Origin of the sequence: Actinomycetospora sp., from assembly GCF_036497245.1 — a bacterium.
GTDB lineage: Bacteria > Actinomycetota > Actinomycetes > Mycobacteriales > Pseudonocardiaceae > Actinomycetospora.
This window is the reverse complement of the sequence record NZ_DASXJS010000167.1, coordinates 21,870-45,282: the sequence shown is the minus strand read 5'-3', so window position 1 is coordinate 45,282 and position 23,413 is coordinate 21,870. Positions and strand designations below refer to the sequence as shown.

Annotated in this window: 18 protein-coding genes; 8 read left to right on the top strand and 10 right to left on the bottom strand. The window is 75.6% G+C overall.

Annotated features, from left to right (window positions below; translation table 11 throughout):
• Positions 1-11 precede the first annotated feature (11 nt).
• Positions 12-875 carry an esterase/lipase family protein gene (locus VGI02_RS17765; protein ID WP_331629219.1) on the top strand — a complete coding sequence of 288 codons (864 nt, stop codon included), beginning with the start codon at positions 12-14 and terminating at the stop codon, positions 873-875.
• A gap of 47 nt (positions 876-922) precedes the next feature.
• On the opposite strand, the gene VGI02_RS17760 is transcribed toward VGI02_RS17765, so the two are convergent.
• Positions 923-1,483, bottom strand: a complete 561-nt coding sequence (locus VGI02_RS17760) for a hypothetical protein (RefSeq protein WP_331629217.1) — start codon at positions 1,481-1,483, stop codon at positions 923-925.
• 82 nt (positions 1,484-1,565) lie between these two features.
• On the opposite strand from VGI02_RS17760, the gene VGI02_RS17755 reads away from it, so the two are divergent.
• Positions 1,566-2,030: a MarR family winged helix-turn-helix transcriptional regulator gene (locus VGI02_RS17755; RefSeq protein WP_331629215.1), complete on the top strand. Its 465-nt coding sequence runs from the start codon at positions 1,566-1,568 to the stop codon at positions 2,028-2,030.
• A complete protein-coding gene (locus VGI02_RS17750) occupies positions 2,027-3,832 on the top strand; it encodes a chloride channel protein (RefSeq protein ID WP_331629213.1) in 1,806 nt (601 codons plus the stop codon). Before VGI02_RS17755 ends, VGI02_RS17750 begins: the two co-directional genes overlap by 4 nt.
• Here VGI02_RS17750 and VGI02_RS17745 read toward each other — a convergent pair.
• The 5 genes from VGI02_RS17745 to VGI02_RS17725 all read right to left on the bottom strand — a co-directional run bounded on the left by VGI02_RS17745 (position 3,778) and on the right by VGI02_RS17725 (position 9,254).
• Positions 3,778-4,671: a Dyp-type peroxidase gene (locus VGI02_RS17745; protein WP_331629211.1), complete on the bottom strand. Its 894-nt coding sequence runs from the start codon at positions 4,669-4,671 to the stop codon at positions 3,778-3,780. The two genes, VGI02_RS17750 and VGI02_RS17745, sit on opposite strands and share 55 nt — an antisense overlap.
• Positions 4,672-4,720: 49 nt before the next feature.
• Positions 4,721-5,746, bottom strand: a complete 1,026-nt coding sequence (locus VGI02_RS17740) for a DUF2705 family protein (RefSeq protein ID WP_331629209.1) — start codon at positions 5,744-5,746, stop codon at positions 4,721-4,723.
• A complete protein-coding gene (locus tag VGI02_RS17735; protein WP_331629207.1) occupies positions 5,743-6,810 on the bottom strand; it encodes an ABC transporter ATP-binding protein in 1,068 nt (355 codons plus the stop codon). The genes VGI02_RS17740 and VGI02_RS17735 overlap by 4 nt, the downstream gene beginning before the upstream one ends.
• Positions 6,807-8,036, bottom strand: a complete 1,230-nt coding sequence (locus tag VGI02_RS17730; protein WP_331629205.1) for a hypothetical protein — start codon at positions 8,034-8,036, stop codon at positions 6,807-6,809. The genes VGI02_RS17735 and VGI02_RS17730 overlap by 4 nt, the downstream gene beginning before the upstream one ends.
• A 99-nt stretch (positions 8,037-8,135) precedes the next feature.
• Positions 8,136-9,254, bottom strand: a complete 1,119-nt coding sequence (locus VGI02_RS17725) for a TerC family protein (RefSeq protein WP_331629203.1) — start codon at positions 9,252-9,254, stop codon at positions 8,136-8,138.
• A gap of 307 nt (positions 9,255-9,561) precedes the next feature.
• Between VGI02_RS17725 and VGI02_RS17720 the strand changes: the two genes are divergently transcribed.
• Both VGI02_RS17720 and VGI02_RS17715 read left to right on the top strand, forming a co-directional pair.
• Positions 9,562-12,516 carry an alpha/beta fold hydrolase gene (locus tag VGI02_RS17720; protein WP_331629251.1) on the top strand — a complete coding sequence of 985 codons (2,955 nt, stop codon included), beginning with the start codon at positions 9,562-9,564 and terminating at the stop codon, positions 12,514-12,516.
• Positions 12,513-13,376, top strand: coding sequence for an ABC transporter permease (locus tag VGI02_RS17715; protein WP_331629201.1), 864 nt, complete (start codon positions 12,513-12,515; stop codon positions 13,374-13,376). The genes VGI02_RS17720 and VGI02_RS17715 overlap by 4 nt, the downstream gene beginning before the upstream one ends.
• Here the strand turns inward: VGI02_RS17715 and VGI02_RS17710 are convergent.
• Positions 13,366-14,514, bottom strand: a complete 1,149-nt coding sequence (locus VGI02_RS17710; RefSeq protein WP_331629199.1) for a citrate/2-methylcitrate synthase — start codon at positions 14,512-14,514, stop codon at positions 13,366-13,368. The two genes, VGI02_RS17715 and VGI02_RS17710, sit on opposite strands and share 11 nt — an antisense overlap.
• Positions 14,515-14,570: 56 nt before the next feature.
• On the opposite strand from VGI02_RS17710, the gene VGI02_RS17705 reads away from it, so the two are divergent.
• The 3 genes from VGI02_RS17705 to glmS all read left to right on the top strand — a co-directional run bounded on the left by VGI02_RS17705 (position 14,571) and on the right by glmS (position 17,919).
• A complete protein-coding gene (locus tag VGI02_RS17705; RefSeq protein WP_331629197.1) occupies positions 14,571-15,740 on the top strand; it encodes a citrate/2-methylcitrate synthase in 1,170 nt (389 codons plus the stop codon).
• Positions 15,741-15,819: 79 nt separating this feature from the next.
• Positions 15,820-16,077 (top strand): hypothetical protein, encoded by a 258-nt coding sequence (locus VGI02_RS17700; RefSeq protein ID WP_331629195.1) that lies wholly within the window; start codon positions 15,820-15,822, stop codon positions 16,075-16,077.
• A 27-nt stretch (positions 16,078-16,104) separates the two neighbouring features.
• A complete protein-coding gene (gene glmS, locus VGI02_RS17695) occupies positions 16,105-17,919 on the top strand; it encodes a glutamine--fructose-6-phosphate transaminase (isomerizing) (protein ID WP_331629193.1) in 1,815 nt (604 codons plus the stop codon).
• A 51-nt stretch (positions 17,920-17,970) separates the two neighbouring features.
• Here the strand turns inward: glmS and VGI02_RS17690 are convergent, their stop codons facing one another.
• The 3 genes from VGI02_RS17690 to VGI02_RS17680 all read right to left on the bottom strand — a co-directional run bounded on the left by VGI02_RS17690 (position 17,971) and on the right by VGI02_RS17680 (position 23,370).
• On the bottom strand, positions 17,971-19,947 hold the full coding sequence (locus tag VGI02_RS17690; protein WP_331629191.1) for an AAA family ATPase: 1,977 nt from the start codon (positions 19,945-19,947) through the stop codon (positions 17,971-17,973).
• Positions 19,948-20,023: 76 nt separating this feature from the next.
• A complete protein-coding gene (locus tag VGI02_RS17685; protein WP_331629189.1) occupies positions 20,024-21,766 on the bottom strand; it encodes an ABC transporter ATP-binding protein in 1,743 nt (580 codons plus the stop codon).
• Entirely contained in the window at positions 21,763-23,370 is a 1,608-nt protein-coding gene (locus tag VGI02_RS17680) for an ABC transporter transmembrane domain-containing protein (RefSeq protein WP_331629187.1), read from the bottom strand. The genes VGI02_RS17685 and VGI02_RS17680 overlap by 4 nt, the downstream gene beginning before the upstream one ends.
• Positions 23,371-23,413: the final 43 nt, after the last annotated feature.

Sequence of the window (23,413 nt, the reverse complement as noted above, 5' to 3'; positions counted from 1 at the left end):
CACTGGAGCGCGTGACCCGCCGGCCCGCTTGGCCCGACCGCGCCCCGCTCGGCGGCCTCGCTCCTCGCCGCCGGCTGTTCGTGCTGGTCGTGGCCTCGGTGGTCCTCGCCGTGTCGGTGCTCGTCGCGGTGTCCGTGGCCCGCGAGTACGCCGTGCCGCCGCAGGCCGACCCCGCCGTCATGGGCCCCGTCGTCCTCGTCCCCGGCTTCGGGGGGAACGAGGACGCCCTGCAGGCCCTCGCGCTGCGCCTGCGGGTGGTCGGCCGCCCCGCCGTCGTCGTCGACCTCCCCGACGGCGGCACCGGGGACTTCTCGGGCCAGGCCGCCGCCATCGACGACGCGGTCCGTGACCTCATCCGCCACGACGGGGCCCGTAGCGTCGACCTCATCGGCTACTCGGCGGGTGGGGTGGCCTCGTGGCTCTACCTGCAGACCGGGACGACCGCGCCCGCGATCCGCCGCCTGGTGACCATGGGCTCGCCGCTGCAAGGAGCGGACATCGCGGCGGCGGGCGGGGCGCTCGTCCCCGGAGCCTGTCCCCGGGCCTGTCAGGAGCTGGCCCCGGGCAGTTCGCTGCTGACCAGGCTCGACGCCGGCCCGCGCCCGGACATCCCGTGGCTGTCGCTGTGGACCGACCAGGACGACGTCGTCACCCCGCCGCAGTCGGCCGCCCTGCCCGGCGTGCGCTCGCTGCGGCTCCAGTCGGTCTGCGACGGCATCCTCATCGACCACGGCCAGCTCCCGACGGCGGGCCTGACCGACGGGCTGGTGCTCCGGGCGCTGGGTACGAAGCCGCTCCCGGTCCCGGTGCCGGGCGACTGCTCGAAGCTGCAGGCCGAGGGGGTCGGGCGCCCGGTGCTCGTCGGGACGTCGTAGGAGGTGGCCTGCGGCCTCGTGAGCACTCAGTGTCGCTTTAGCCGCATTCAGTGCTCACGAGCGCGGAGCGCACCCAGCACCGTCCACGCCCCCGCGCCGAGCAGCACGACGGCGCTGACCAGCCCGGTGACCACCAGGACGGCGTCGTCCCCGCCCCCGACGACGCCGAAGAGCACCCCGAGCGCCGCCCCGGCGATCATGAGCGCGCCGATCGCGGCGAAGACGCGGTCGAAGGCCCGGCCGAAGGCGAGGAAGTGCACGCCGACGACGAACGCCGTCCACGCGATCACGTAGGCGCCGAGCCCGGCGCGGCCCAGCAGCACGTTCCCGACGACGATCGCGACGACCTCCGCCGCGACGACGACCCGGTAGGAGCGGCTCGCGAACATCGAGCCGTCCCCGCCCGCCCCGTCGGTACGGGCGCGCAGCGCGAGCACGACGGCGACCCCCGCCACCGCCACCCCGAGCACGACGCCGAGGGCCACGAGCACCCAGTGCCCGGCCCCGCGGACCCCGCTCGCGCCCCACACCGCCCACAGCCCGCCGAAGGCGCCGGAGATCGCCGCGCCGATCAGTGCCCCTCGGTGCGGAGATCCCTCCGTGTCCACCCGCGCAGTATGACGCGGGCCACCGTGGCCCGTGCCACGCCGCTGATGACCTCGGCCCTTGCGCGATGCAAGGCTTGCGTATGTGAACGATGACGATGACGCCGTCGAGGCGTTGATGACAGCGACACGGGTGCTCGTCGGCGTCGCGACCGGCGCGATGGAGGAGCTCGGGGGTGCGGTCACCCTTCCCGGGTTCCGGCTGCTCCTCGTGCTCGGCGAGCTCGGCCCCTCCCCCGGCGGCGTGGCCGCCGGACGGCTCGGGATCGCGGCCTCGTCGGTCACCCGTCTCGGCGACCAGCTCGAGGCTTCCGGTCACCTCAGCCGACGTCGGGATCCGGCCAACCGCAGCGTCGTCGTGCTGGAGCCGACGGACGCCGGGGCCGAGGTGGTCCGCGGCGTGCTGCGACGGCGCCGGGAGGCCCTGCGCGCCGTCGTCGCGCGGGTCCCCGCCGACGAGCGCGCCACCCTGGCCTCCGCCCTGCACGCCCTCCGTGACGCCGCTGGGTCCGACTTCGGAGCGGGCCCCGTGGAGCTGACCGCCCTGTGAGCACCGAGATCGACGCCGACAACGGCTCCGGCCCCAGCCCCGACTCCGACAACGACGTCAAGACCGACACCGACGGCCCCCGCCGCCGCACCGGACCGCTGGGCGACTTCACGGTCACCCCGCGGGTGCTGGTGATCGTCGCGTGGGCCGTCCCGGTGGGCGTGCTCGGCGCGGTCGCGGCGTGGCTGCTGCTGCGGCTCATCGGGCTGATCACGAACATGGTCTTCGCCGACCGGATCTCGACGACGGTGGTCAACCCCGGCACCGTCGGCGCGCCCTGGTGGGTGATCCTCGGCGCACCGGTCGTGGGCGGCCTCGTGGTCGGGCTGATGGCCCGGTACGGCTCGGAGAAGATCCGCGGGCACGGGATGCCGGAGGCCATCGAGGGGGTGCTGTTCCGCCGCGCCGTCGTCGAGCCGAAGGTCGCGCTGCTCAAGCCGACCTCCGCCGCGGTCAGCATCGGCACCGGGGGCCCGTTCGGCGCCGAGGGCCCGATCATCATGACCGGCGGCGCGATCGGCTCGGTGCTCGCCCAGCGCCTCGACGTCACCGACGACGAGCGTCGGGCCCTCATGGTCGCCGGCGCGGCAGCGGGCATGGCGGCGACGTTCAACGCCCCGCTCGCCTCGGTCCTGCTCGCCGTGGAGCTGCTGCTGTTCGAGTGGCGCCCGCGCAGCTTCCTGCCGGTGACCGCGGCGGTCGTCGTCGCGACCCTGCTGCGCGGTCCCCTGCTGGGCTACGAGCCGATCTTCGGGCTGGACACCTCGACGTGGCACATCACTGCGACCTCGGACGCGCTCTGCCTCCTCGCCGGAGCGCTCGGCGGACTGCTCGCGGTGGCCGTCACCGCGCTGGTCTACGCCTCCGAGGACGGCTTCCTGCGCTTCGGCCGCAGGCTCCACTGGATGTGGTGGCCCGCGATCGGTGGATTGATCATCGGGCTGGGCGGGCTGGTGGTGCCGCGCGCTCTCGGCGTGGGCTACGACGTCATCGGCGACCTGCTCTCCGGTCGGGCGGCGCTCTCGCTCGTCGTCGGGATCCTCGTCGTCAAGAGCCTGATCTGGGGCCTCTCGCTGGGCTCCGGGACCTCCGGGGGCGTGCTCGCGCCGACCTTCATGATCGGCGCCGCCCTCGGGGCCCTCGAGGGGTTCGTGCTGCCGAGCGCGGGCCCCGGCTTCTGGGCGCTCGTCGGGCTGGCCGCCACGGTCGGCGGGGTGATGCGTTCCCCGCTGACCGGGGTGGTGTTCTCCCTGGAGCTCACGCACGCCTGGCCGGCGCTGCTGCCGCTGCTCATCGCCTCTGCTGCCGCGTACGGGGTGTCGGTGCTGGTGCTCGGCCGCTCGGTGCTCACCGAGAAGATCGCGCGGCGCGGCAGGCACCTCTCGCGGGAGTACGCCGTCGACCCGCTCGAGTACGGGTTCGCCGACGAGGTGATGGACCCCGCGCCCGTCGTCGTGCGGGTGGGGGATCCGGTTCCGGAGCTGCGCGACGGGGGGCTCGGGAGGCAGCGGCTGTTCCCGGTCCTCGACGGCGGGGACCTGGTCGGTGTGGTGGGCCGCGGCGTGCTGCGCCGGGACCCGGCCGACTGGGTGGCGCACGTCGTCACCGACCCGGTCGCCGTGGGCCCGGACGACACCCTCGCGGTGGTGCGCGACCGCCTGGCCGCCGCCGGGGTCACCGTCGCGCCCGTGGTCGACGGCGACCGCCTGCTCGGGCTCGTGAGCGTCGAGGACCTCCTCGAGCGCCGTCAGTCGGTCGCGGGGGCCAACCGCGCGAGGGCGTCCGCGGGCGGCACGACGTAGTAGGCCCCCGTCAGCGCGCGGGTGTAGCGGGTGAGGGCGTCGCGGGGGCCGTCCTTGCCCGCCATCGCGTCGAGCATCGCGGCGAGGGGCCGCTGCTCGGCGCAGAACCCGACGAACATCGTCCCGTGGGTGCCCGTGGTGCCGTAGGCGGTGTTGCGGCGGAAGACGTGGCCGTAGGTGTCCTGGTCGGTGCGGGCGGCGTGCGCGTCCGCGGCCTTCGGGTCGAGCTCGACGCTGTCGGGGCGGGTGCGCCCGATGACCGCCTCCTGGGCCGTGCGCTCCAGCGCGAACCACGCGGACGCGTCGTGCTCCCACTTCTGCAGCAGCCACACCGAGCCGCCCGCCCCCGGTGAGCCGCCGGGCACGGTGACCACCTCCGGCGCCGCGATCGTCGCCGGGTTCTCGGTGCCGTCTTCGAAGCCGGTGAGGTCGCGGTCGTGGTGATGGGACCAGCCGACGGTCTCGTCGGCCAGCACGGCGACCTCACCCAGCGTGGACAGCGCGTGGGTCGCGGCGTCGAACACCACCGAGCGGTCGCCCGCGGCGATCCACAGCGCCGCGTCGTGCTGGGTGGCGGGCATCGTGAACCCGTCCGGGCCGACCACCGGCTCGTCGTAGCCGTGCACGCCCTCGGGAGCCTCGCCGGGCGCGACCCCGGCCCACAGCTCGGGGCGGACCCCGACGACGAGGCTCGCCGCTCCGGTCGTCTTCACCGTCGCCGCGAGGCCCGCGACGGCGGCGACGAGAGCGGCGTCGCCGGTGCCGGGCACGCGGTCGAACTCCAGGTACGCGTGCGACGAGGTCCCGAGAGCGAGGATGCCGGATTGGGCGACGGCCACGAGGTGCTCCTTCGGCGACGGCCGGTGGTGGTGGATCCGGCACGCTAGCTCAGGCGGCCACGTCCTTCGTCGTGAAGTTCGCCCACGCGGCGACCATCAGCACCAGGACGTAGGCGAGCTGGACGAGAACGCCCGCCCGGATGTCGCGCAGGAAGATCGGGTCGCGGAAGAAGTCGATCCACGCGAGCCAGTAGCGGGTCGGCAGGTACGGGGTCACCGAGGCGGCGGCGTCGAGGGTCACCAGCACCTGTGAGGTGATCAGCGCGGCGAGCGCCCCGAGGGTGGCGCCCAGGGCGGACGCCGTCACCGTGGAGAGGAAGAACGCGATCGCGCCCACGCCGAGCATGGAGATCGTGATGTACCCCATCGCGCCGAGCAGCCGCAGCGCGAGATCGCCCGGCGAGAGCGGGTCCCCGGAGAGCGAGGACACCGAGTCGGCGGCGCGGTCGCGGGCCTCGGTGGGGTCGAGGGCCGTCGTCGAGCCGGTACCCGGCGTTCCCGACGCGGGCGGGGACGCACCGGGGGCCGCAGGCGCCGCGGCCGCCGGACCGTTCGCGGAGCCCGAGGAGCCCGAGGAGCCGGTCGCCCCCGAGGACGACCCGCCCCCGCCGGGCCCGCCGATCTGCGGGATGGCGTTGACGACGGCGACCGGGTCGCCCGCGCCGAAGAGCGTCACCCCGACGACATAGGACGTCCCGGCGACGGCGGCGACGGTGACCACCACGAACACGATCACCGAGACGAGCTTCGCGCCCAGCAGGGCGGTGCGCCGGACCGGCCGGACCAGCAGGTAGCGCAGCGTCCCGGTCGTCGACTCCCCCGCCACCGCGTCACCGGCCACGACGGCGACCGCGACCGGAAGGAAGATCGGCAGCACCAGCGCGAGCGCCGCCGCGGGGTAGAGCGACCCGGACTCCAGCACCGCCGAGAGGAACGCCGCACCCTGCCCGGGCGGCGGCGTGATCCGGGTCGAGGCCAGGAAGCCGGCGACGATCGCGGGGAGCAGGCACAGCAGCCCGATCGTCACCCAGGTCCGCGGGCGCCGGAAGAGCTTGCGGAGCTCGACGACGATCACCAGGCGTTCCCCTTCGCCCGGTCGTCCCCGGGAGCCCGGTCGTCACCCGGCCCGGTGAGGTCCACGACGACGTCCTCCAGGCTCACCCGCTCGGGGGCCAGCGCGTCGAGGCGCACGTCGTGGGCGACGAGGTGGCGGGCCAGCCCGTGGGAGCCGTCGCCGTCGGCGGGGGCGACGACGAGCCCGCCGTCCTCGGTGCGGTCGACCACGGCCCGCCCGAGCACGGCGAGCGCGCGGTCGACGTCGGGCGTGGTGACGACGATGCGGCCGGTGGCGCGCCGGACCGCGTCCATCGGCTCCTCGAGCACCAGGCGGCCGTGGTCCACGACGCCGACCCGCGTGCACAGCGCCTCGATCTCGGCCAGCAGGTGGCTGGAGAGGAACACCGTCGTGCCCTCCCCGTTCAGCTCGATCAGCAGCTCGCGGATCTCCCGGATGCCGTGCGGGTCGAGTCCGTTGGTGGGCTCGTCGAGGATCAGCAGGTCGGGGCGCGTGAGCAGCGCGCCCGCGAGCCCGAGGCGCTGGCGCATGCCGAGGGAGTAGGTGCGCACCGGGCGGCGGTCGATCCGGGCCAGGCCGACGCGCTCGAGGGCCTCCTCCACGCGGCGCTTGCGCCCCGAGCGGCCGCCGGGCCCGGACGCGTCGAGCAGGTCGAGGTTCGCCCGCCCGGAGAGGTGGCCGTAGGCGGCGGGGCCCTCGACCATCGCCCCGATCGCGGGCAGCACCTCGTGCACCTGGTGCGGGATCTCCCGGCCGAGCACCCGGATCTCCCCGCGGGTGGCGTAGACGAGCCCGAGCAGCATCCGCACGAGGGTCGTCTTGCCCGAACCGTTGGGGCCGAGGAAGCCGTAGCGGTCACCGCGCGCGACGTGGAGGTCGACGTCGTCGACCGCGGTCCGCGAGCCGTACCGCTTGGTCAGCCCGCGGGTCTCGATCACCAGCGGCGCGTCGATCGCCGTGGGGCCGGGCAGTGCGGTGGCCTGCCGGGCGCGGCGCCGCTGGGCGGGCAGCGGGTCGGGCTCCGTCGCGGTCGGGCTGCCCCGGACCTCACGGTCGGCGCTCACGAGGCACTCCCGGCGACGTCGGAGACGGCGCGGTCGAGGACGGTGTCGGGGACGAGGCCGCCGATCGCCCAGGCGCGGTCGCCCACGCGGACGACGGCCAGCTGCAGCAGCGGCGAGGCGAGCGCACCCGCCTGGGTGCTGCTCGACTGGCCCCGGGCGCCCGGCTGCGGCTCGACCGCCACGGTGCGGCCCGCCGTCCCGCCACGGCTGATGTTGGACAGCAACGAGGTCGCCAGGGCCGTGGGGAGCGGCACCACGACCAGCTGCGACAGCGAGGTGCCGTACTGCCCGATCGCGGCGAACCCGCGCTGCGGTCGCTCGCGGGCGACGCCGTCCACGCGGGCGGGCACCGCGGCCGGGCTGCCGCGGCCGAGGACGCCGAAGAGGTCCGAGGTGGGGCTGCGGGTGGTACCGGCGCCGGGGCCGGCGTGCGGTTCGAGGACCGCCGGGTCGGGCGGCGACTGGTCGAGGTCGAGCATCGTGCTCACGACGACGGGTCCGGCGGCGAGCCGCCCGGCGGCGTCCTTCGTGCGGACCTCGACGGCGACGGGCAGGCCGCTGTCCGGGTCGGCCCACACGTCGACGGCGCCCACGGTGGTGCGGGGATCGGCGACGGCGACCCGGAACCCGGCGGCGTCCACCCCGGCGAGGCGGCGGGCGGGCAGCGGGGACACCGCGTCGTCGCGGGCGGTCCCGGAGAGCAGCCGGCGGGCGAGCTGCGGTGGGGGCAGGTCGTCGGGGCGGGGCAGGCGCACCACCGGGTCGCGGCGCACGAGGGTGAGCAGTTGGGCGCCGTAGTCCCAGACGGCCTGGCCGGTGGGTGTGGTGTAGCGGCTGCGCTCGCCGGTCGGGTAGAGCTGGTCGACCCGGGAGTCGTCGGGCGCGGCGTACCAGACCCGCAGGCGGGAGGTGCCCGAGAGCAGCGTCGTGACGTCGGAGAACTGGGCGACGTCGGGGAGGTTCAGCCCGCCGGAGCTCTCGGCGTAGCCGCTCCAGGGCACGTCGGACGAGGCGGTGACACGGTCACGCAGCTGGGTGGGGGTCAGCGTCGTCGCCGGGTCCACCGGCCACGAGGCGACGACGGCCGGGATCGCGACGACCAGCGCCAGCACGCCCACGACGATCGCCCAGCGCCTGCGCCGGACGGCCGCGATCGGCGGGGACCCGCCGGGGGACGTCGATCCGGCCGGCCCGCCGTCGCGGCGCCGGTCGAGAAGTGCTGCCACCCGCGCTCCGTCCGGTGCCGTCGGGCCCGCCTGCTCGCGAGCTCCCCCGTCGAGAGTGCCAGCGCAGAGGCGGGGGCGCCGTGAGGACGCGTCCCGGGCTCAGACGGTCGCGCGCTCGCGCAGGCGTGTGCGCAGCAGGCTCGCGACGGTGGTGACGGCGAGCACACCGACGATGACGCCGAGGGAGACCTCGATGCCGATGAGGACGACCGGTACCGGGCGGCCGCCGTTGATGAACGGCAGGGTGTTCGTGTGCAGGGCCTCGAGCACCAGCTTGACGCCGATGAAGCCGAGGATGAGGCCCAGGCCGTACTTGAGGTAGACCAGCCGCGAGAGCAGCCCGTCGAGCAGGAAGTAGAGCTGCCGCAGCCCCAGTAGGGCGAAGGCGTTCGCGGTGAAGACGATGTAGGCGTCCTTGGTGAGCCCGAAGATCGCCGGGATCGAGTCGAGCGCGAACAGCAGGTCGGTGAGCCCGATCGCGATCATCACCATGAGCATCGGGGTCACCCAGCGCTTGCCGTGCTCGACGACGGTCAACCGGCCCTCCCGGTAGGAGTCGGTGACCGGAAGGACCCGGCGGACCGTCCGGACGAGGACGTTCTCCCGGTACTCCTCGTCCTCGTCGTCCCCCCGCATCACCTTGATCGCGGTCAGCAGGAGGAAGGCCCCGAAGAGGTAGAAGACCCACGAGAAGGCGGAGAGCACCGCGGCCCCGGCGACGATGAACCCGCCGCGCATCACCAGCGCGATGAGGATGCCGACCAGCAGCACCCGGTGCTGGAACGCCCTCGGCACCGCGAACGCCGTCATGATCAGCAGGAACACGAAGAGGTTGTCCACCGAGAGCGAGTACTCGGTGACGTAGCCCGCGATGAACGCGGTCGCGGTGTGCCGCCCCCCGAACAGCACCAGTCCCGCCGCGAAGAGCACCGCGAGCCCGACGTAGATCGCCACACCGCGCCCGGCGTCGCGCATCGTCACCGCGTGCGCGCGCCTACCCGCCCACAGGTCGATCGCGAAGATCGCGAGCAGGCCCGCGATGGTCGCGGCCCAGACCCAGAACGGCTCACCGCCGGGAGGCGGGAGCGAGGGGGTGAACGCGGGGAGGGGGTCGGCGGGCGGGGGCAGCACAGCGCCGGCGGGCAGGGGCAGCATGGGGCCGGCGGGCGGGGGCAGCACCGCGTCGGTGTCGGGCAGGGGTGGCGCTGTGGGGAGCACGAGGCGCACTTCTCCTCCGGTGGGTGTCGCTGATCCACACCGGAGGTCTCTCCCGTCGCCGCCTGCCCGGGTCCGGGCCGCGGCGCTGAACGCACCGGACATCTTTCCGCTGCCGTGCTGACGAGGCGTTCGCAGGCCGTCTGGGGATACTCCCCTCCTGCGCACAGCATTGCACGGAGTCCTCAGGGGTTCACTCCGGGTGTCTCACGCCACGCACAGGGTGGTCGGGGCGGTGCTCCGCACGCCGAGCACACCGCCCGCACCTAGGGTTTCGCGGGTGAAGCGCCCTCCCAGGTTTCCGCGGGTGATGGGCTCCCGCGCCCTCGCGGGCGCCGTCGTGCTGCCCCTCGTGGCGCTGCTGGTGGCGCTCGGGGCTCCCGTGGCGCTCGCCCAGGACGCCGGCACACCGGGCTCGGCGGGCACGCGGGAGCAGGCGTTGCGCATCGACGTGCGCGACGGGCCAGGGCGCACCCAGCCGCAGTCGCTCGACGCCACCCTCTACCTGCCCGCGACGACCCCCGCGCCCGCCGTCCTGCTCGCCCACGGCTTCGGGCAGACCAAGGACTCGGTGGCGGGCGAGGCACGGTCCCTGGCGGCCCGCGGCTACGTGGTGCTCGCGTGGTCGGCCCGCGGGTTCGGGGCGAGCACCGGCCAGATCGCGCTGAACAACCCCGACTACGAGGTGGCCGACGCCTCGCAGCTCGTGGACTGGCTCGCCGCACGCCCCGAGGTCCGTCTCGACGGCCCGGGCGACCCCCGGGTCGGGGTCACCGGGGGCTCCTACGGCGGCGCGCTGGCGCTGCTGCTGGCCGCCTACGACCGCCGCGTCGACGTCACCGTCCCGCTGATCACCTGGAACGACCTCGGGCAGGCGCTCTTCCCGAACAAGGGCTCCGCGGCACCGGTGACGGCGGGGACGCCCGCTCCCGGGGCGGACGGCGCCGACGGGGTCTTCAAGCGGTCCTGGGCGTCGCTCTTCTTCGGGATCGGCCAGCGCTCGCCCGGTCAGGCCGCTCCCGACGTCTGCGGTCGGTTCGCGCCCGAGGTGTGCGCCGGCTACGTCGACGCCGTGCGGACCGGGCGGGAGCCGCCGGCGCTCGCCGCGTACCTCGCGCGCTCCTCCCCCGCCTCGGTGGCCTCCCGGATCGCGGCGCCGACGCTGTTGGTCCAGGGCGAGAACGACACGCTGTTCGGCCTCGACCAGGCCGACGCCACGGCCCGCGGGATCGCCGCCGGGGGCGGCACCGTCGCCGTCGCCTGGTTCAACGGCGGGCACGACGGCGGGTCCCCGGACGACCGCACCGACGCGCGGATCGCCGGGTGGCTCGACCACTACCTGCTCGGCGTCGGGTCCGCCCCGCCGACGAGCTTCACCTACGTGCTGCCCTCCGGGGTGCGGAGCCGGTCGATCCCGACCCAACGGGTGGTCACGGCGCCCGCCTACCCCGGTCTGGCGGGCGCGGCACCCGTCGGGAGGCAGGACCTGCCGTTGTCCGGGGCGGCGCAGACGGTCGTCTCGCCCGCCGGCGGCGTGCCGGGCTCGATCTCCAGCGTGCCGGGGCTGGCCGCCCTGGCCGGGGGCGCGGCGGGCGGGTCGTCGAGCGGTTCGGGGTCGGGCGGCTCGGGGTCCGGTGGCGGTGGCGGTTCGGGCTCCGGTGGGGCGGGCGCCCTGCTCGGTCGGCTCGCGTCCGACCTCCCCGGCCAGGCCGCCTCGTTCAGCACCGCACCGCTGCCCGCACGCGCCGTGATCTCCGGGTCGTCCCAGGTGCGGGTGACCGTGGCCGCACCGCCCGCCGCCGCGAGGCCCGGGGTGACGAGCCCCGCGACCGGCCCGGTGCTCTTCGGCAAGGTCTACGACGTGGCGCCCGGCACGAACGGCGGCCCACCGACCCGGACCCTGCTGGGCTCCGCCGTCGCCCCGGTGCGCCTGCCCGCACTGCCCGCCGACGGGAGCGCGGTTCCGGTGACGGTGACCCTGCCCGGCATCGTCGCGACCGTGGCGGCCGGGCACCGCCTGGAGGTCGCGCTCGCGACCACCGACCAGGGCTTCGCCTCCCCTCCCGACCCGGCCGTCTACCGCATCGACCTCGACCGCTCCGCTCCCGCGGCGCTCTCCGTCCCGAGCGTGCCCGGCACCGAGGCGAGCGGGACGAGCGTGCCGCTCGGGCCCGTCGTCGCCATCGGGGTGCTGCTCGCGGGGGTGCTGCTCGCGGTCGTCGTCGGGCGCGTGGTGGCCGCGCGCCGCCGTCGTCGGGACCTCGAGCCCGGCGGGGACCTCGCCGTCGACCCGGACCTCGTCGGCGTCCCGCTCGTGGTGCGCGGGCTCGCGAAGACCTTCCGGAACGGGTTCGTGGCGGTCCGGAACGTCGGCTTCCGTGTGGAGCGCGGGCAGGTGCTCGGGCTGCTCGGCCCCAACGGCGCGGGAAAGACGACGACGCTCCGCATGCTCATGGGCCTCATCCGGCCCACCGCCGGCGAGCTGCGCGTGTTCGGGGTGCGCGTGGTGCCCGGCGCGCCGGTGCTCGGGCGGCTCGGCTCGTTCGTCGAGGGCCCGGGGTTCCTGCCGCACCTGTCCGGGCGGTCCAACCTCGAGCTCTACTGGGCGGCGACCGGCCGTCCGCTGCCCGAGGCCCGCATGGCGGAGGCGCTGGCGATCGCCGGGCTCGGCACCGCGCTCGACCGCACCGTGAAGACCTACTCGCAGGGCATGCGCCAGCGCCTGGCGATCGCGCAGGCGATGCTCGGGCTGCCCGACCTGCTCGTGCTCGACGAGCCCACCAACGGCCTCGACCCGCCCCAGATCCACGCCATGCGCGAGGTGCTGCGGGGCTATGCCGCGGGACGAGCCGCGGACGGCACGCCGCTCGGCGACGGCAGCCCCCGCACGGTGCTCGTCTCGAGCCACCTGCTGGCCGAGGTCGAGCAGACGTGCAGCCACGTCGTCGTCATGCACCGCGGCGAGGTGGTGGCCTCGGGTGAGGTCGCGGAGCTGGTCGCGGGCGGGCAGCTGGCGATCACGGTCCCGGCGGACGAGCGGGACCGCGCCGTCGCGCTGGTCGCCGCGGGCGAGAACGCGGCCGAGGCGGACCGGGACCGGGACGACGTCGTCGTGGTCGACGTGGGCCGCGACGCCGGGCCGTCGCAGCGGGCGGCGGTGGTGCGGCTGCTCGTGGACGCCGGGATCGACGTGGTCGGGGTCGGGCCACGGCGCCGGCTCGAGGACGCGTTCCTGGCCCTGATCGGGGAGGAGGGGCCGTCATGACCGGGCTCGAGGACCATCGGCTGGGGCCACGGCAGGCCTCGACCGGCACGACGCTGCCGGTGCGGATCGAACTGCTGCGCCAGCTCCGGCGCAGGCGGACCCAGATCACCCTCGCGCTGGCCGTGGTGCTGCCGGTGGTGCTCTGGATCGCGTTCTCGGTCGGCAACTCCTCACCGCCCGGTGCGGCCGGGGTGTCACTGACTGACCTCGCGCAGACCTCCGGGCCGAACTTCACGGTGTTCGCGCTGTTCTCCTCGGCGAGCTTCCTGTTCGTGGTGGTCGTGGCGCTGTTCTTCGGCGACACCGTCGCGAGCGAGGCGTCGTGGTCGTCGCTGCGCTACCTGCTCGCGATCCCGGTGCCCCGCGTGCGGCTGCTGCGCCAGAAGGTGATCGTCGCGGGGATCCTCTCGGCGTCCGTGCTCGTGCTGCTCCCCGTGGTCGCGCTGGCGCTGGGCACGCTGGTCTACGGCGACGGCGCCTACTCCTCGCCGACCGGGGAGTCGCTGCCCTACGGCACCGCGGTGCTGCGCCTGGCGCTCGTCGTCGTCTACCTCGCGCTGTACCTGGGCTGGGTCGGAGGCGTCGCGACGCTGCTCTCGGTGGCCACCGACGCGCCGCTCGGGGCGGTCGGCGGCGCGGTGATGGTCTCGATCCTGTCCCAGATCCTCGACACCATTGACGCGCTCGGCTCGATCCGCGACGCCCTCCCCACCCACTACGACTTCGCGTGGTCGGACCTGCTGACCCTCGACGTCGACGCCGGTGAGGTCGTGCGCGGGGCGCTCTCGGGCCTGGTGTGGGCGACGGCGTTCGGGGCGACGGCGGTCTGGTGGTTCCGGCGCAAGGACATCACGTCGTAGGTGGCCTCCGGCCCACATACGCCCCCTCCACCCGGAACCGCAGGCCCGGGTCGGCGTACTGCTCGAGCGCGTGGGCGATCCACCCGACGGTTCGCGCCACCGCGAAGATCGCCTCCCCGGCCTCGGGCCGCATCCCGTGGACGTGCTGCACGGCCGCGAGCGCCAGGTCGACGTTCGGGAACACCCCCGGCCGGCCCGCCACCGCCGCCGTCAGCCGCTCGACGAGCACCGCCGCCTCGGTCCCGGGGATGAGGTCCAGCAGCACCGCCGCCCGCGGATCACGCTCGCGGTAGATCGAGTGCCCGAACCCGGGGAGCCGCTCCCCCGCGCGCAGCCGCTCGGCCACGGCGGCCTCCGGGTCGGCGAGCGCCTCGGCCAGGAAGCGGAACGCCGCCGTGCTCGCCGTGCCGTGCACCGGGCCGTCCAGCGCCCCCAGGCCCGCCGAGACCACCGCGTACGGATGCGCCCGCGCGCTCGCCGCCACCCGCGCGGCCATCGTGGAGGCGGCGAGACCGTGGTCGGCGAGCAGGACGAGCGCGGTGCGCAGCACCTCGGGCGGCTCCGGCGCGGGCTCGGAGACGAGAGCCGGCCACAGCCCGCCCTCGCCCAGGGCGGCGATCATCCCGCGACGGCACCGCATCGCCGTCGCGACGACGGCCGCGGGCGCCAGGTCGAACCGCCACGGGTCGAGCGCGGCCAGGGTCGCGACGGCGACCCGGAGCCGGTCGGTCGGCCGGGGCCGCCCGGGCATCGCGGCCACCAGGTCCCGCACCGGCCCGACGACGTCGTCGACCTCCGGCTCCGGCAGTTCGGCGTCGAGGTCGCCGAGCCAGAGCAGCGCCGCGACGCGCTCCGGGGTCTCGGTGCGGGCGAGGTCGGTGGCGGACAGGCCGCAGAAGTAGACCTCGTCGTCGGCGAGGAGCGTCAGCCGCGTCGTGATCGTCTCCGCGACCCCGGTGGGGCGGCGGGCGGCGCCCCGGCGGGCGGCGAGCGCATCGACCTCGGCGGCGTCGAACGTGCTGGCCCGCCCGCCCGTGCCCCGGGTGGACGTGAGCAGGCCACGGCTCACGTACGCGTAGAGCGTGTCGGGCTTCACGCCGAGCCGGACCGCCGCCTCCGCCGTCGTCAGGGTCGTCACGAGGGTTGACCGTATCAAGATTGACTGCCTTGATCGGGCGAGCGCATCGTCGCGCCATGACCACGATCGAGACCGTCCCCGCCGGGCTGCGCGGGGTGGCGGTCAGTGACACCGCGATCGGCGACGTCCGCGGCGCCGAGGGCTATTACCACTACCGGGGCCGCTCGGCGGTCGAGCTCGCGCGCACGCGGACCTTCGACGACGTCGCGGCGCTGGTCCTCGACGGGGAGCTCCCCGACGGGGATCCGGGACGGCACGCCGAGGCGGACGGGCGCGCGCGGTTCCGCGCCGAGCTCGCCGAGCGCCGGGAGCTGCCCGACGCCGTCCGCGCGGTGCTCCCGACCCTCGCCGCGGCGGGACGGGGGTTCCAGCCACTGGCCGGGCTGCGCGCCGCCCTCGCGACCCTCGGCGCGGCCGACGACCTGGCCCCCGTCTGGGGTGCCACCCCGCGGGCGCGCCGGGCCGACGCGCTGCGCGTCGTCGCCGCCACCCCGACGATCCTCGCCGCCCTGTACCGCCTGCGCCGCGGTCTCGAGCCCGTCGTCCCGCGCGACGACCTGCACGATGGCGCCGCCTGGCTGTACCTGCTGCACGGCACCGAGCCCGACCCGCGGGCCGCGGCCGCCGTCGAGCGCTACCTCGTCGCGACCATCGATCACGGCTTCAACGCGTCGACGTTCACCGCGCGGGTGGCGGCCTCGGCGGGCACCGACGTGGCCTCCGCGGTCGTCGCCGCCCTCGGGACCTTCGCGGGCCCGCTGCACGGCGGCGCCCCGGACCGCGCGCTCGAGGCGGTGGACGAGATCGGTTCCCCCGATCGCATCGATGCCTACGTGCGGGCCAAGCTCGCGACCGGCGACCGGATCATGGGGTTCGGCCACGCCGTGTACCGCACCGCCGACCCGCGCGCGGTCATGCTGCGCGAGGTGGCCCGCGACCTCGCCGATCTCCCGGGCGGCGAGATCGTCGCGCTGGCCGAGACCGTCCAGGACCGCACCGAGGCCCTGCTCGCCGAGCACCGGCCGGGACGGGACCTGCGGGCGAACGTGGAGTTCTGGGCCGGCGTGGTCATGGCGCTCGCCGGCGTGCCCCGGGAGATGTTCACGCCGACGTTCGCGGTCAGCCGGGTCGTGGGATGGTGCGCCCACGTCCTCGAGCAGGCGGAGTCGTCGACGATCATCCGGCCTTCGGCCCGCTACGTGGGGCCGACCCCGGCCGCCTCTTAGCGTCACGATCGCGGCTTTCCTGCCCGCCACCGGGCAGGAAAGTGGCGCTGCGGTGGCCGTTGCGGGCAAGCTCGGCGTCATGGACCCCGAGCTCGTCCGCCACGTCGCGGAGTCGACGGGTCTTCCCGGGCCGGTCGCCGCGCGCGTGGTGGCCGACGTCGTCGCCTACTACTCGGAGACCGCCGAGGAGTACGTGCGCCGACGTCACCGGGAGCTGCAGGCCCGCGAGAAGCGCAACGCGGAGATCTGGACCGTGATCGCCGACGAGCTCACCCGTCGGCCGGTCGCGCCCGGATCCCTGTCCGAGCGGCGCCTGCGACGCATCGTCTACGGCTGAGACGCCGAAGAAAGAGGAGCACTGCGTATGTGCGGCATCGTGGGGTACGTCGGCACCCGACCCGCGGCGAGGATCCTCGTCGAGGGACTCGCCCGCCTGGAGTACCGCGGGTACGACTCGGCCGGGCTCGCCGTCGCCTACCGGAAGTCCCTGCGGACGACGAAGGCCGTCGGACGCGTCGACGACCTCCGCGCCGCCATCGGCGACGAGCCCAGCCCCGGCAAGGTCGGCATCGCCCACACCCGCTGGGCGACCCACGGCGAGCCGAGCGAGCGCAACGCCCACCCGCACACCGACGCCGCCGGCCGGATCGCCGTCGTCCACAACGGCATCGTCGAGAACGCCGACGAGCTGCGCGCCAAGCTTGCCGCGGATGGCGTGAGCTTCGCGAGCGACACCGACACCGAGGTCCTCCCCCACCTCATCGCGAAGGAGGTGGCCGCCGACGAGTCGCGCACCCTCGAGGAGGCGGTTCGCGAGGCGCTGCGCGTGGTGGAGGGGACCTACGGTCTCGTCGTCCTCGACGCGAAGCGTCCCGACGAGCTCGTCGTCGCCCGCAACGGCAGCCCCATCGTGCTGGGGCTCGGCGACGGCGAGATGTTCGTCGCCTCCGACGTCGCGGCCCTCGTCCGGCACACCCGCCAGGTCGTGTTCCTCGCCGACGGCGAGCTCGCCACCGTCACCGCCGGCGGCTACGAGGGCTCCCGGCTCGGGCCGCCCACCACGGTCGACGTGAACGACGACGACTACGACCTCGACGGCCACGTCGACTTCCTCTCCAAGGAGATCCACGAGCAGCCGGCCGCGCTGCGCCGGGTCCTGGCCGGCCGGCTCGACACCCGGTTCGCGACGGCGAGGCTGGACGGGCTCCGGCTCGACCCCCGCGAGCTGCGCGGGATCCGCCGGGTGACCTTCCTCGGCTGCGGGTCCGCGCTCTACGCCGGGCAGATGGGCGCCGCCCTCGTCGAGGAGCTGGCCCGCGTGCCCGCCGACGCCGAGCAGGCCAGCGAGTTCCGCTACCGGAACCCGATGGTCGACCCCGACACGCTCTACGTCGCGGTGAGCCAGTCGGGCGAGACCATCGACACCCTGGCCGCCGTCGAGGAGCTGCAGCGCAAGGGCGGGCGAGTCGTCGGGTGCGTCAACGTGATCGGCTCGGCGATCGCCCGGCAGTGCGGGGCGGGCATGTTCATCCACGCCGGTCCCGAGGTCTCGGTGGCCTCGACCAAGGCGTTCAGCTCGATGACGACGTCGTTCGCGCTGCTCGCGCTGCTGCTGGGGCGGGTGCGCGACCTCTCGGCGGCCCACGGCGGGCGCCTGGTCGAGGGCCTGCGGCGGCTCCCGGACGCCGTCGAGACCGCGCTGCTCGCGGAGCAGGAGGTGGCGGCCGTCGCGCGGAAGTACGCCCACGCGCGGTCGATGTTCTACCTGGGCCGCGTGCGGGGGTCGGCGGTCGCGCGGGAGGGCGCCCAGAAGCTCAAGGAGATCTCCTACGTGCACGCCGAGGCCTATGCCGCCTCGGAGCTCAAGCACGGCCCGCTGGCGCTGGTGGACGCGTCGATGCCGTGCGTGGTGGTGGTCCCCGACGACGAGGTGGTCGCCAAGAACATCTCGACGATCGAGCAGGTCAAGGCCCGCGGCGGCCCGGTGATCGCGGTGACGAACGCCGACCTGCCCGACGGGCTCGCGGACGCCGTGCTGCGGGTCCCGCGCCTGGAGCCGGAGCTCGACCCGATCCTGCTCGGCGTGCCGCTGCAGCTGCTCGCGTACCACTGCGCCGCCGAGCTCGGACGCGACATCGACAAGCCGCGCAACCTCGCGAAGTCGGTGACGGTGGAGTAGGTGGCCTTCGGCCTCGTGAGCACTTTCGGGTGCTATGACACCAGAAAGTGCTCACATGCCGGAGGCACCTACCTCCAACGTCACCGCCGTCCCCGCGGCGTCCGTGTCCACCACGACCTCCGCCCCGGGCGGCGCCGCCCCCGCCATGATCCGCCGCGCGATCGGGCGCTCCACCTCGCGGGCCACCACCTGGCGCAGTCCGCGCGCCCCGGCGCGCCGGTCGGCCCGGCCGGCCAGCAGGGTGAGCGCGGCCGGGGTGACGGTCAGCGTCACGTCCTGCGCCGCGAGCCGCTCCCGGGTCGCGGTCAGCGCCAGCTCGACCACCTGAGCGAGGAGCTCGTCGGAGAGCGGCCGGAACAGCACGACGTCGTCGATCCGCCCCAGCAGCTCCGGGCGCAGCGACCGCCGCAGCACCGTCATCACCGGGTCCCGCGCCGCCTCGACGGCCGCGCCCGCGACCGCCAGCTCCGCCGCGGCCAGGTTCGACGTCATGATCACGACGGTGTCGGTGAACGACGCCGTCCGCCCGTGGGTGTCGGTGAGGCGGCCCGCGTCGAGGATCCCGAGCAGCACGGCGACGACGTCGGGGTGCGCCTTCTCGATCTCGTCGAACAGCACCACCGACGACGGCCGGCGGCGCACCGCCTCGGTGAGCTCGCCCGGCCGGTCGTGCCCGACGTAGCCGGGCGGGGCACCGGTGAGCCGGGAGACGGTGTGCTTCTCGGCGAACTCGGCCATGTCGAACCGGACCAGCGCGTCACCCGTGCCGTGCAGCGTCGCCGCCAGTGCCCGCGCGAGCTCGGTCTTCCCGACGCCGGTCGGGCCGACGAACAGCAGCGACGCGACGGGCCGGGACGGGTCGGCGAGCCCCGCGCGCCCGGCGAGGACCGCGTCGACCACGGTGTCCACCGCGGGGTCCTGCCCGACGACCCTCGAGGACAGCCTCGCGTCGAGGTCGAGCAGACGGGTGCGCTCGTCGTCGGTGAGGTCGGCGACCGGCAGGCCGGTGGTGTCCGCGACGACCTGCGCGACGTCGGCCGGGGTCACCGTCGGGGTGCCGGGCGTGCCGTCCTCCGACGCGCGGGTGCGGACCCGGGCGGCGGCGCGGTCGAGCGCGTCGAGCGCCTTGTCGGGCAGCCGGCGCTCGTGGACGTGCTTCGTCGTCAGGTCGACGGCCGTCCGGCGGGTCGCGGGCGGCAGGATGACGCGGTGGTGCGCCTCGTAGCGCGCGACGGTCCCGTCCAGGACGGCCAGCGCCTGCTCCGGGGTCGGTTCCTCGACGGTGATCGTCGCGAGCCTGCGGGCGAGCGCGGCGTCGGGCTCGACGTGGCGGCGGTACTCGGCGGTCGTCGTCGCCCCGATCAGCCGCAGCGCGCCCCGGGCGAGGGCGGGCTTGAGCATCGACGCGGCGTCCATGGTGCCCTCGTGGCCGGCGCCCGCCCCGACGAGCAGGTGCATCTCGTCCACGAAGAGCACGACGTCCGGGTGGGAGGCCTCCGCCAGCACCGCGGTCAGCCGCTCCTCGAACTCGCCGCGGTACTTCGTCCCGGCGACCATCCCGCCCAGGTCCACCGTGACGACCCGGACCCCGCGCAGCGCCTCCGGTACGCGTCCCTCGACGATCCGCGACGCGATCCCCTCGACGATCGCCGTCTTCCCGACGCCGGGCTCCCCCAGCAGCACCGGGTTGTTCTTGCTGCGTCGGGCGAGCACCTCCACGACCTGCGCGACCTCGGTGTCCCGCCCGATGACGGGGTCGAGCCGTCCCGCCCGCGCGTCGGCGGTGAGGTCGTGACCGTGCCGGTCCAGGGCGGGCGTCCGCCGCGGGGGCCGACCGGATCCGGGTCCCGACGACGGGTCGGTGCGGGTCCGGTCGTCGGGTGCCGACGACGGATCCTGCCGGTCCCGCTCGGCGTCGGGGTCGCCGAACAGCACGCCGAGGTCGAGGTCGACGAGCCGACCGAACAGATCGTCGAACAGGGAGCCACCCCCGGGCTGGGAGCGGCCCCCGTCGGGGGTGTCGGGCACGGAGGTCCTCCTCGCCGGCGGTGACGACTCCAGAGTGCCCCCGCGCCGCGACTCGCGCCGCACGGCCCCACGTCGGTCAGTCCGACGCCGCCGCCACCAGCCGCGCGTACGGCCCGTCCGCGTCGCGCAGCACCCCGGGCGGACCGAGCTCGACGATCATGCCGTCCTCCATCACCGCGACCCGGTCCGCGGCGGCCGCGGTGTGCAGCCGGTGCGCGATCGCGATGACCGTGCGCCCGGCGAGCACCCGGTCGAGCGCGCCCTCGGCCCGGCGCGCGGCGGCGGTGTCGAGCAGGGAGGTGGCCTCGTCGAGCACGACGGTGCCGGGGTCGGCGAGGACCACCCGTGCGAGCGCGAGCTGCTGGGCGACCGGCGCGGGCACGGACACGGCCCCGGACCCGACGGCGGTGGCGAGCCCGTCGGGCAGCGTCGCGAACCAGTCGCCGAGCCCGACGAGCTCCAGGGCGGCGCGCAGGTCGTCGTCGGCGTGGTCCCCGGCGGGCAGCGCGAGGTTGTCGCGCACCGAGCCGGTGAAGACGTGGTGCTCCTGGGTCAGCAGCAGCACCTCGCCGCGCAGCGTGTCGTCGTCGAGGGTGGTGACCTCGCGGCCGTCGAGTCGGACCGCGCCCGACGTCGGGGCCGAGATGCCCGCGACCAGGCGTGCCAGCGTCGACTTGCCCGCCCCCGAGCCGCCGACCACCGCGAGCCGCTCGCCGGGCGGGACGTGCAGGTCGATCCCGCGCAGCACCGGGCGGTGCTCCCGGTAGGCGAACCGGACGGCCTCGAGGTGCAGCCCGCGCTCGCCGTCGTGCCGGGCGACGCCCACGACGGCGCTCGGCTCGGGCACCCGCACGCCGAGCACCCGGCGCAGCGCCACCACCGCGACCATGAGGTCCTCCACCCACCACAGCGACTCGTCGAGGGGGAGGGCGAGAGCCTGGACGTAGAGGACCATCGTGGTCACCTCGCCCAGCGAGGCCAGCCCGGCGCCGTACGCCCACGCCCCCAGGACCAGCGTCGCGGCCACCGGGAGCACGTGGGAGAGCTCCAGCCACGGTGTCCAGCGCACGTGCAGCGCGCGCACGTCCCGCTCCCGGTCGATGCTCGCGACGAGCGCGTCGTCGTCGCCCGCCACCCGGCGCTCGACGAGTCCGTGCGCGTCGAGGGTGCGCGCGCCGGCCGTCGACTCGTGCGCCCGCGAGGCGAGCCCGGCCCACGCGTCGAGCATCCGCAGCATCGCTGCGGGCAGGCGGCGCCACAGCCACCGCGTCGGGAGCACCACCGTCGGGACGGCCACGAGCAGCGCGAGGGCGAGCAGCGGCGACGTCACGACCATCGCGGCGACGGTCAGCACGACCGTGACGACCGCGGTCAGGACCTCCGGGACCCCCTGGCGCAGCGCGGAGTCCACGCGGTCGAGGTCGGTGGTCGCCCGCGAGAGCAGCGCCCCGGTGCCGACCGACTCGACCGTCGCCAACGGGAGGGCCAGCGCCCGGTCGACGAGCTGGGTGCGGTTGGCCGCGAGCAGCTCCTCACCCAGGACCCCGGCCCGCCACCGCGCCGAGCGCCGCAGCACCGCCGCCACCACCAGCGCCGCGAGGAACGCCGCCGCGAGCAGGTCGATGCGCGCGGTGGAGCGCCCTCCGGTGGCCACCTCGTCGACGAGCGCGCCGAGCAGCTGCGGCCCGACCAGCCCGGCCGCGGCCGCGGCGAGGAAGCACCCGGCCGTCGCGGCGGCCCGGCTGCGGTGGGCGCGCAGCACCCCGCGCGCCCAGGCCCACGCCTCGCGGGGGGTCGCGTAGCCCAGGACGGCGGTCATCGGATGCTCCTCTCCAGGGTGCGGGTGAGGTCGACGACGTGGTCGGCGACGTGGCGCCACGGCGAGCCCTGGGTGAGCACGACCGTGGTCCGGCCGCGGCGCAGCACCGCGACCCGGGCCGCGATCCACGCCTCGGTGTGGGCGTCGACCGCGGAGGTGGGTTCTTCGAGGACGAGGACGTCCGCGTCGGTGAGCAGCGACCTCGTCAGGGCCAAGCGCTGCCGCTGACCGCCCGAGACCTCCCGGCCGCGCTCGCCCAGGGCCTCGTCGAGGCCGCCGGGGAAGCCGTCGACGATCTCGGTCGCGGCGGCCGCGTCCAGGGCCGTGTCCACGTCGAGGGCTCCGTGGACGACCAGCTCGTCGCGCAGCCGTCCCGAGAACCACAGGTCCTCGGGGTGGGCGTGCACCACCCGCCGTCGCAGGGCCGCGAGGTCGGCGCGGTCGACCGGCACGCCCGCGACGCGCGCGGGCTCGGTGTGGTCGGCGAAGCGAGCCAGCCGGGCGGCCAGCGCGGACGCCCCAGGCCCGGCGTCGACCACCGTGAGCGCCCCGGCGGGGGCGTGCAGGCCGGTGACCGGGTCGTCGAGGGACACCGAGCCGGGCGGGATGGGTACCGGGTCGGGCGTCGCCACCAGCAGCGGTCGCAGCCCGAGCAGCCGCACCACCGTGCGCGCGCCCGCCCGGGCCGAGGCCAGCGATCCGGCGGCCTCGGTCGCGGTGGTGACCGGGATGACGAGGAACGCCGACGCGCCGTAGACCGCCACGAGCTCGCCGGGGCTGATCGTGCCGGCCACGGCGAGCCGGGCGCCCAGCCAGGTGATCACGACGAGGACCGCTCCCGGGAGCAGCACCTCGGCCGCGGCGAGCCAGGCGGTGCTGCGGGCGACGAGCACCCCGGCGTCGCGGACGCGCGCGGTGGCGTCGCCGACCCGCGCCGCGAACCGGGACTCGCCCCCGACCCCGCGGAGGATCCGCAGGCCCGAGACGATGTCGCCGGCCAGCGCGTTCACCGCGGACAGCTCGTCGCGCTGGGCGTCGCGCCGTCGTTGCAGGGGCCCGAGCAGGGGCCCGATGCCGATGACGGCCAGGGGGACGCCGACGACCGCCACCGCTCCCAGGACCGGCGAGCGCGCGAACAGCCCGACGCCGACCACCGCGAACGCCACCACCGAGCCCGTGAACCGTCCGAACGTCTCGAACAGGTTCCCGATCTTGGCGGCGTCCGAGGTGGTGACCGCGGTGACCTCACCGCTGGAGGCCTGCGGCGCCAGGGAGGCGCCGAGCCGCAGGACGTGCGCGTTGACCGTGCGCTGGGTGGCGGACGCGCCGTGCAGCCACATGCCGTGGTCGAGGAAGTCCAGCGCTCCCCCGCTCACCATCTGGGCGAGCCCGAGGGCGACGACGACCGCGACGTCACGGACGAGGGCCCCGGTGTCACCCCGGGCGACCCCGGCGTCCACGGCCGACCCCGCGACGAGCGGGATCACCGCACCGGGCACCAGCCAGAGGGTGCCGACGACGACCGTGCCCACCGCGAGCCAGGGCCGCGACCGCAGGATCGCGAGCAGGAAGCGGCCCGGGGTCAGCGGTTCGGGCAGCGTCAACGACGGTGCCGGGTGAGGGCGCCGTCGTCGGGGGACTCAAGAG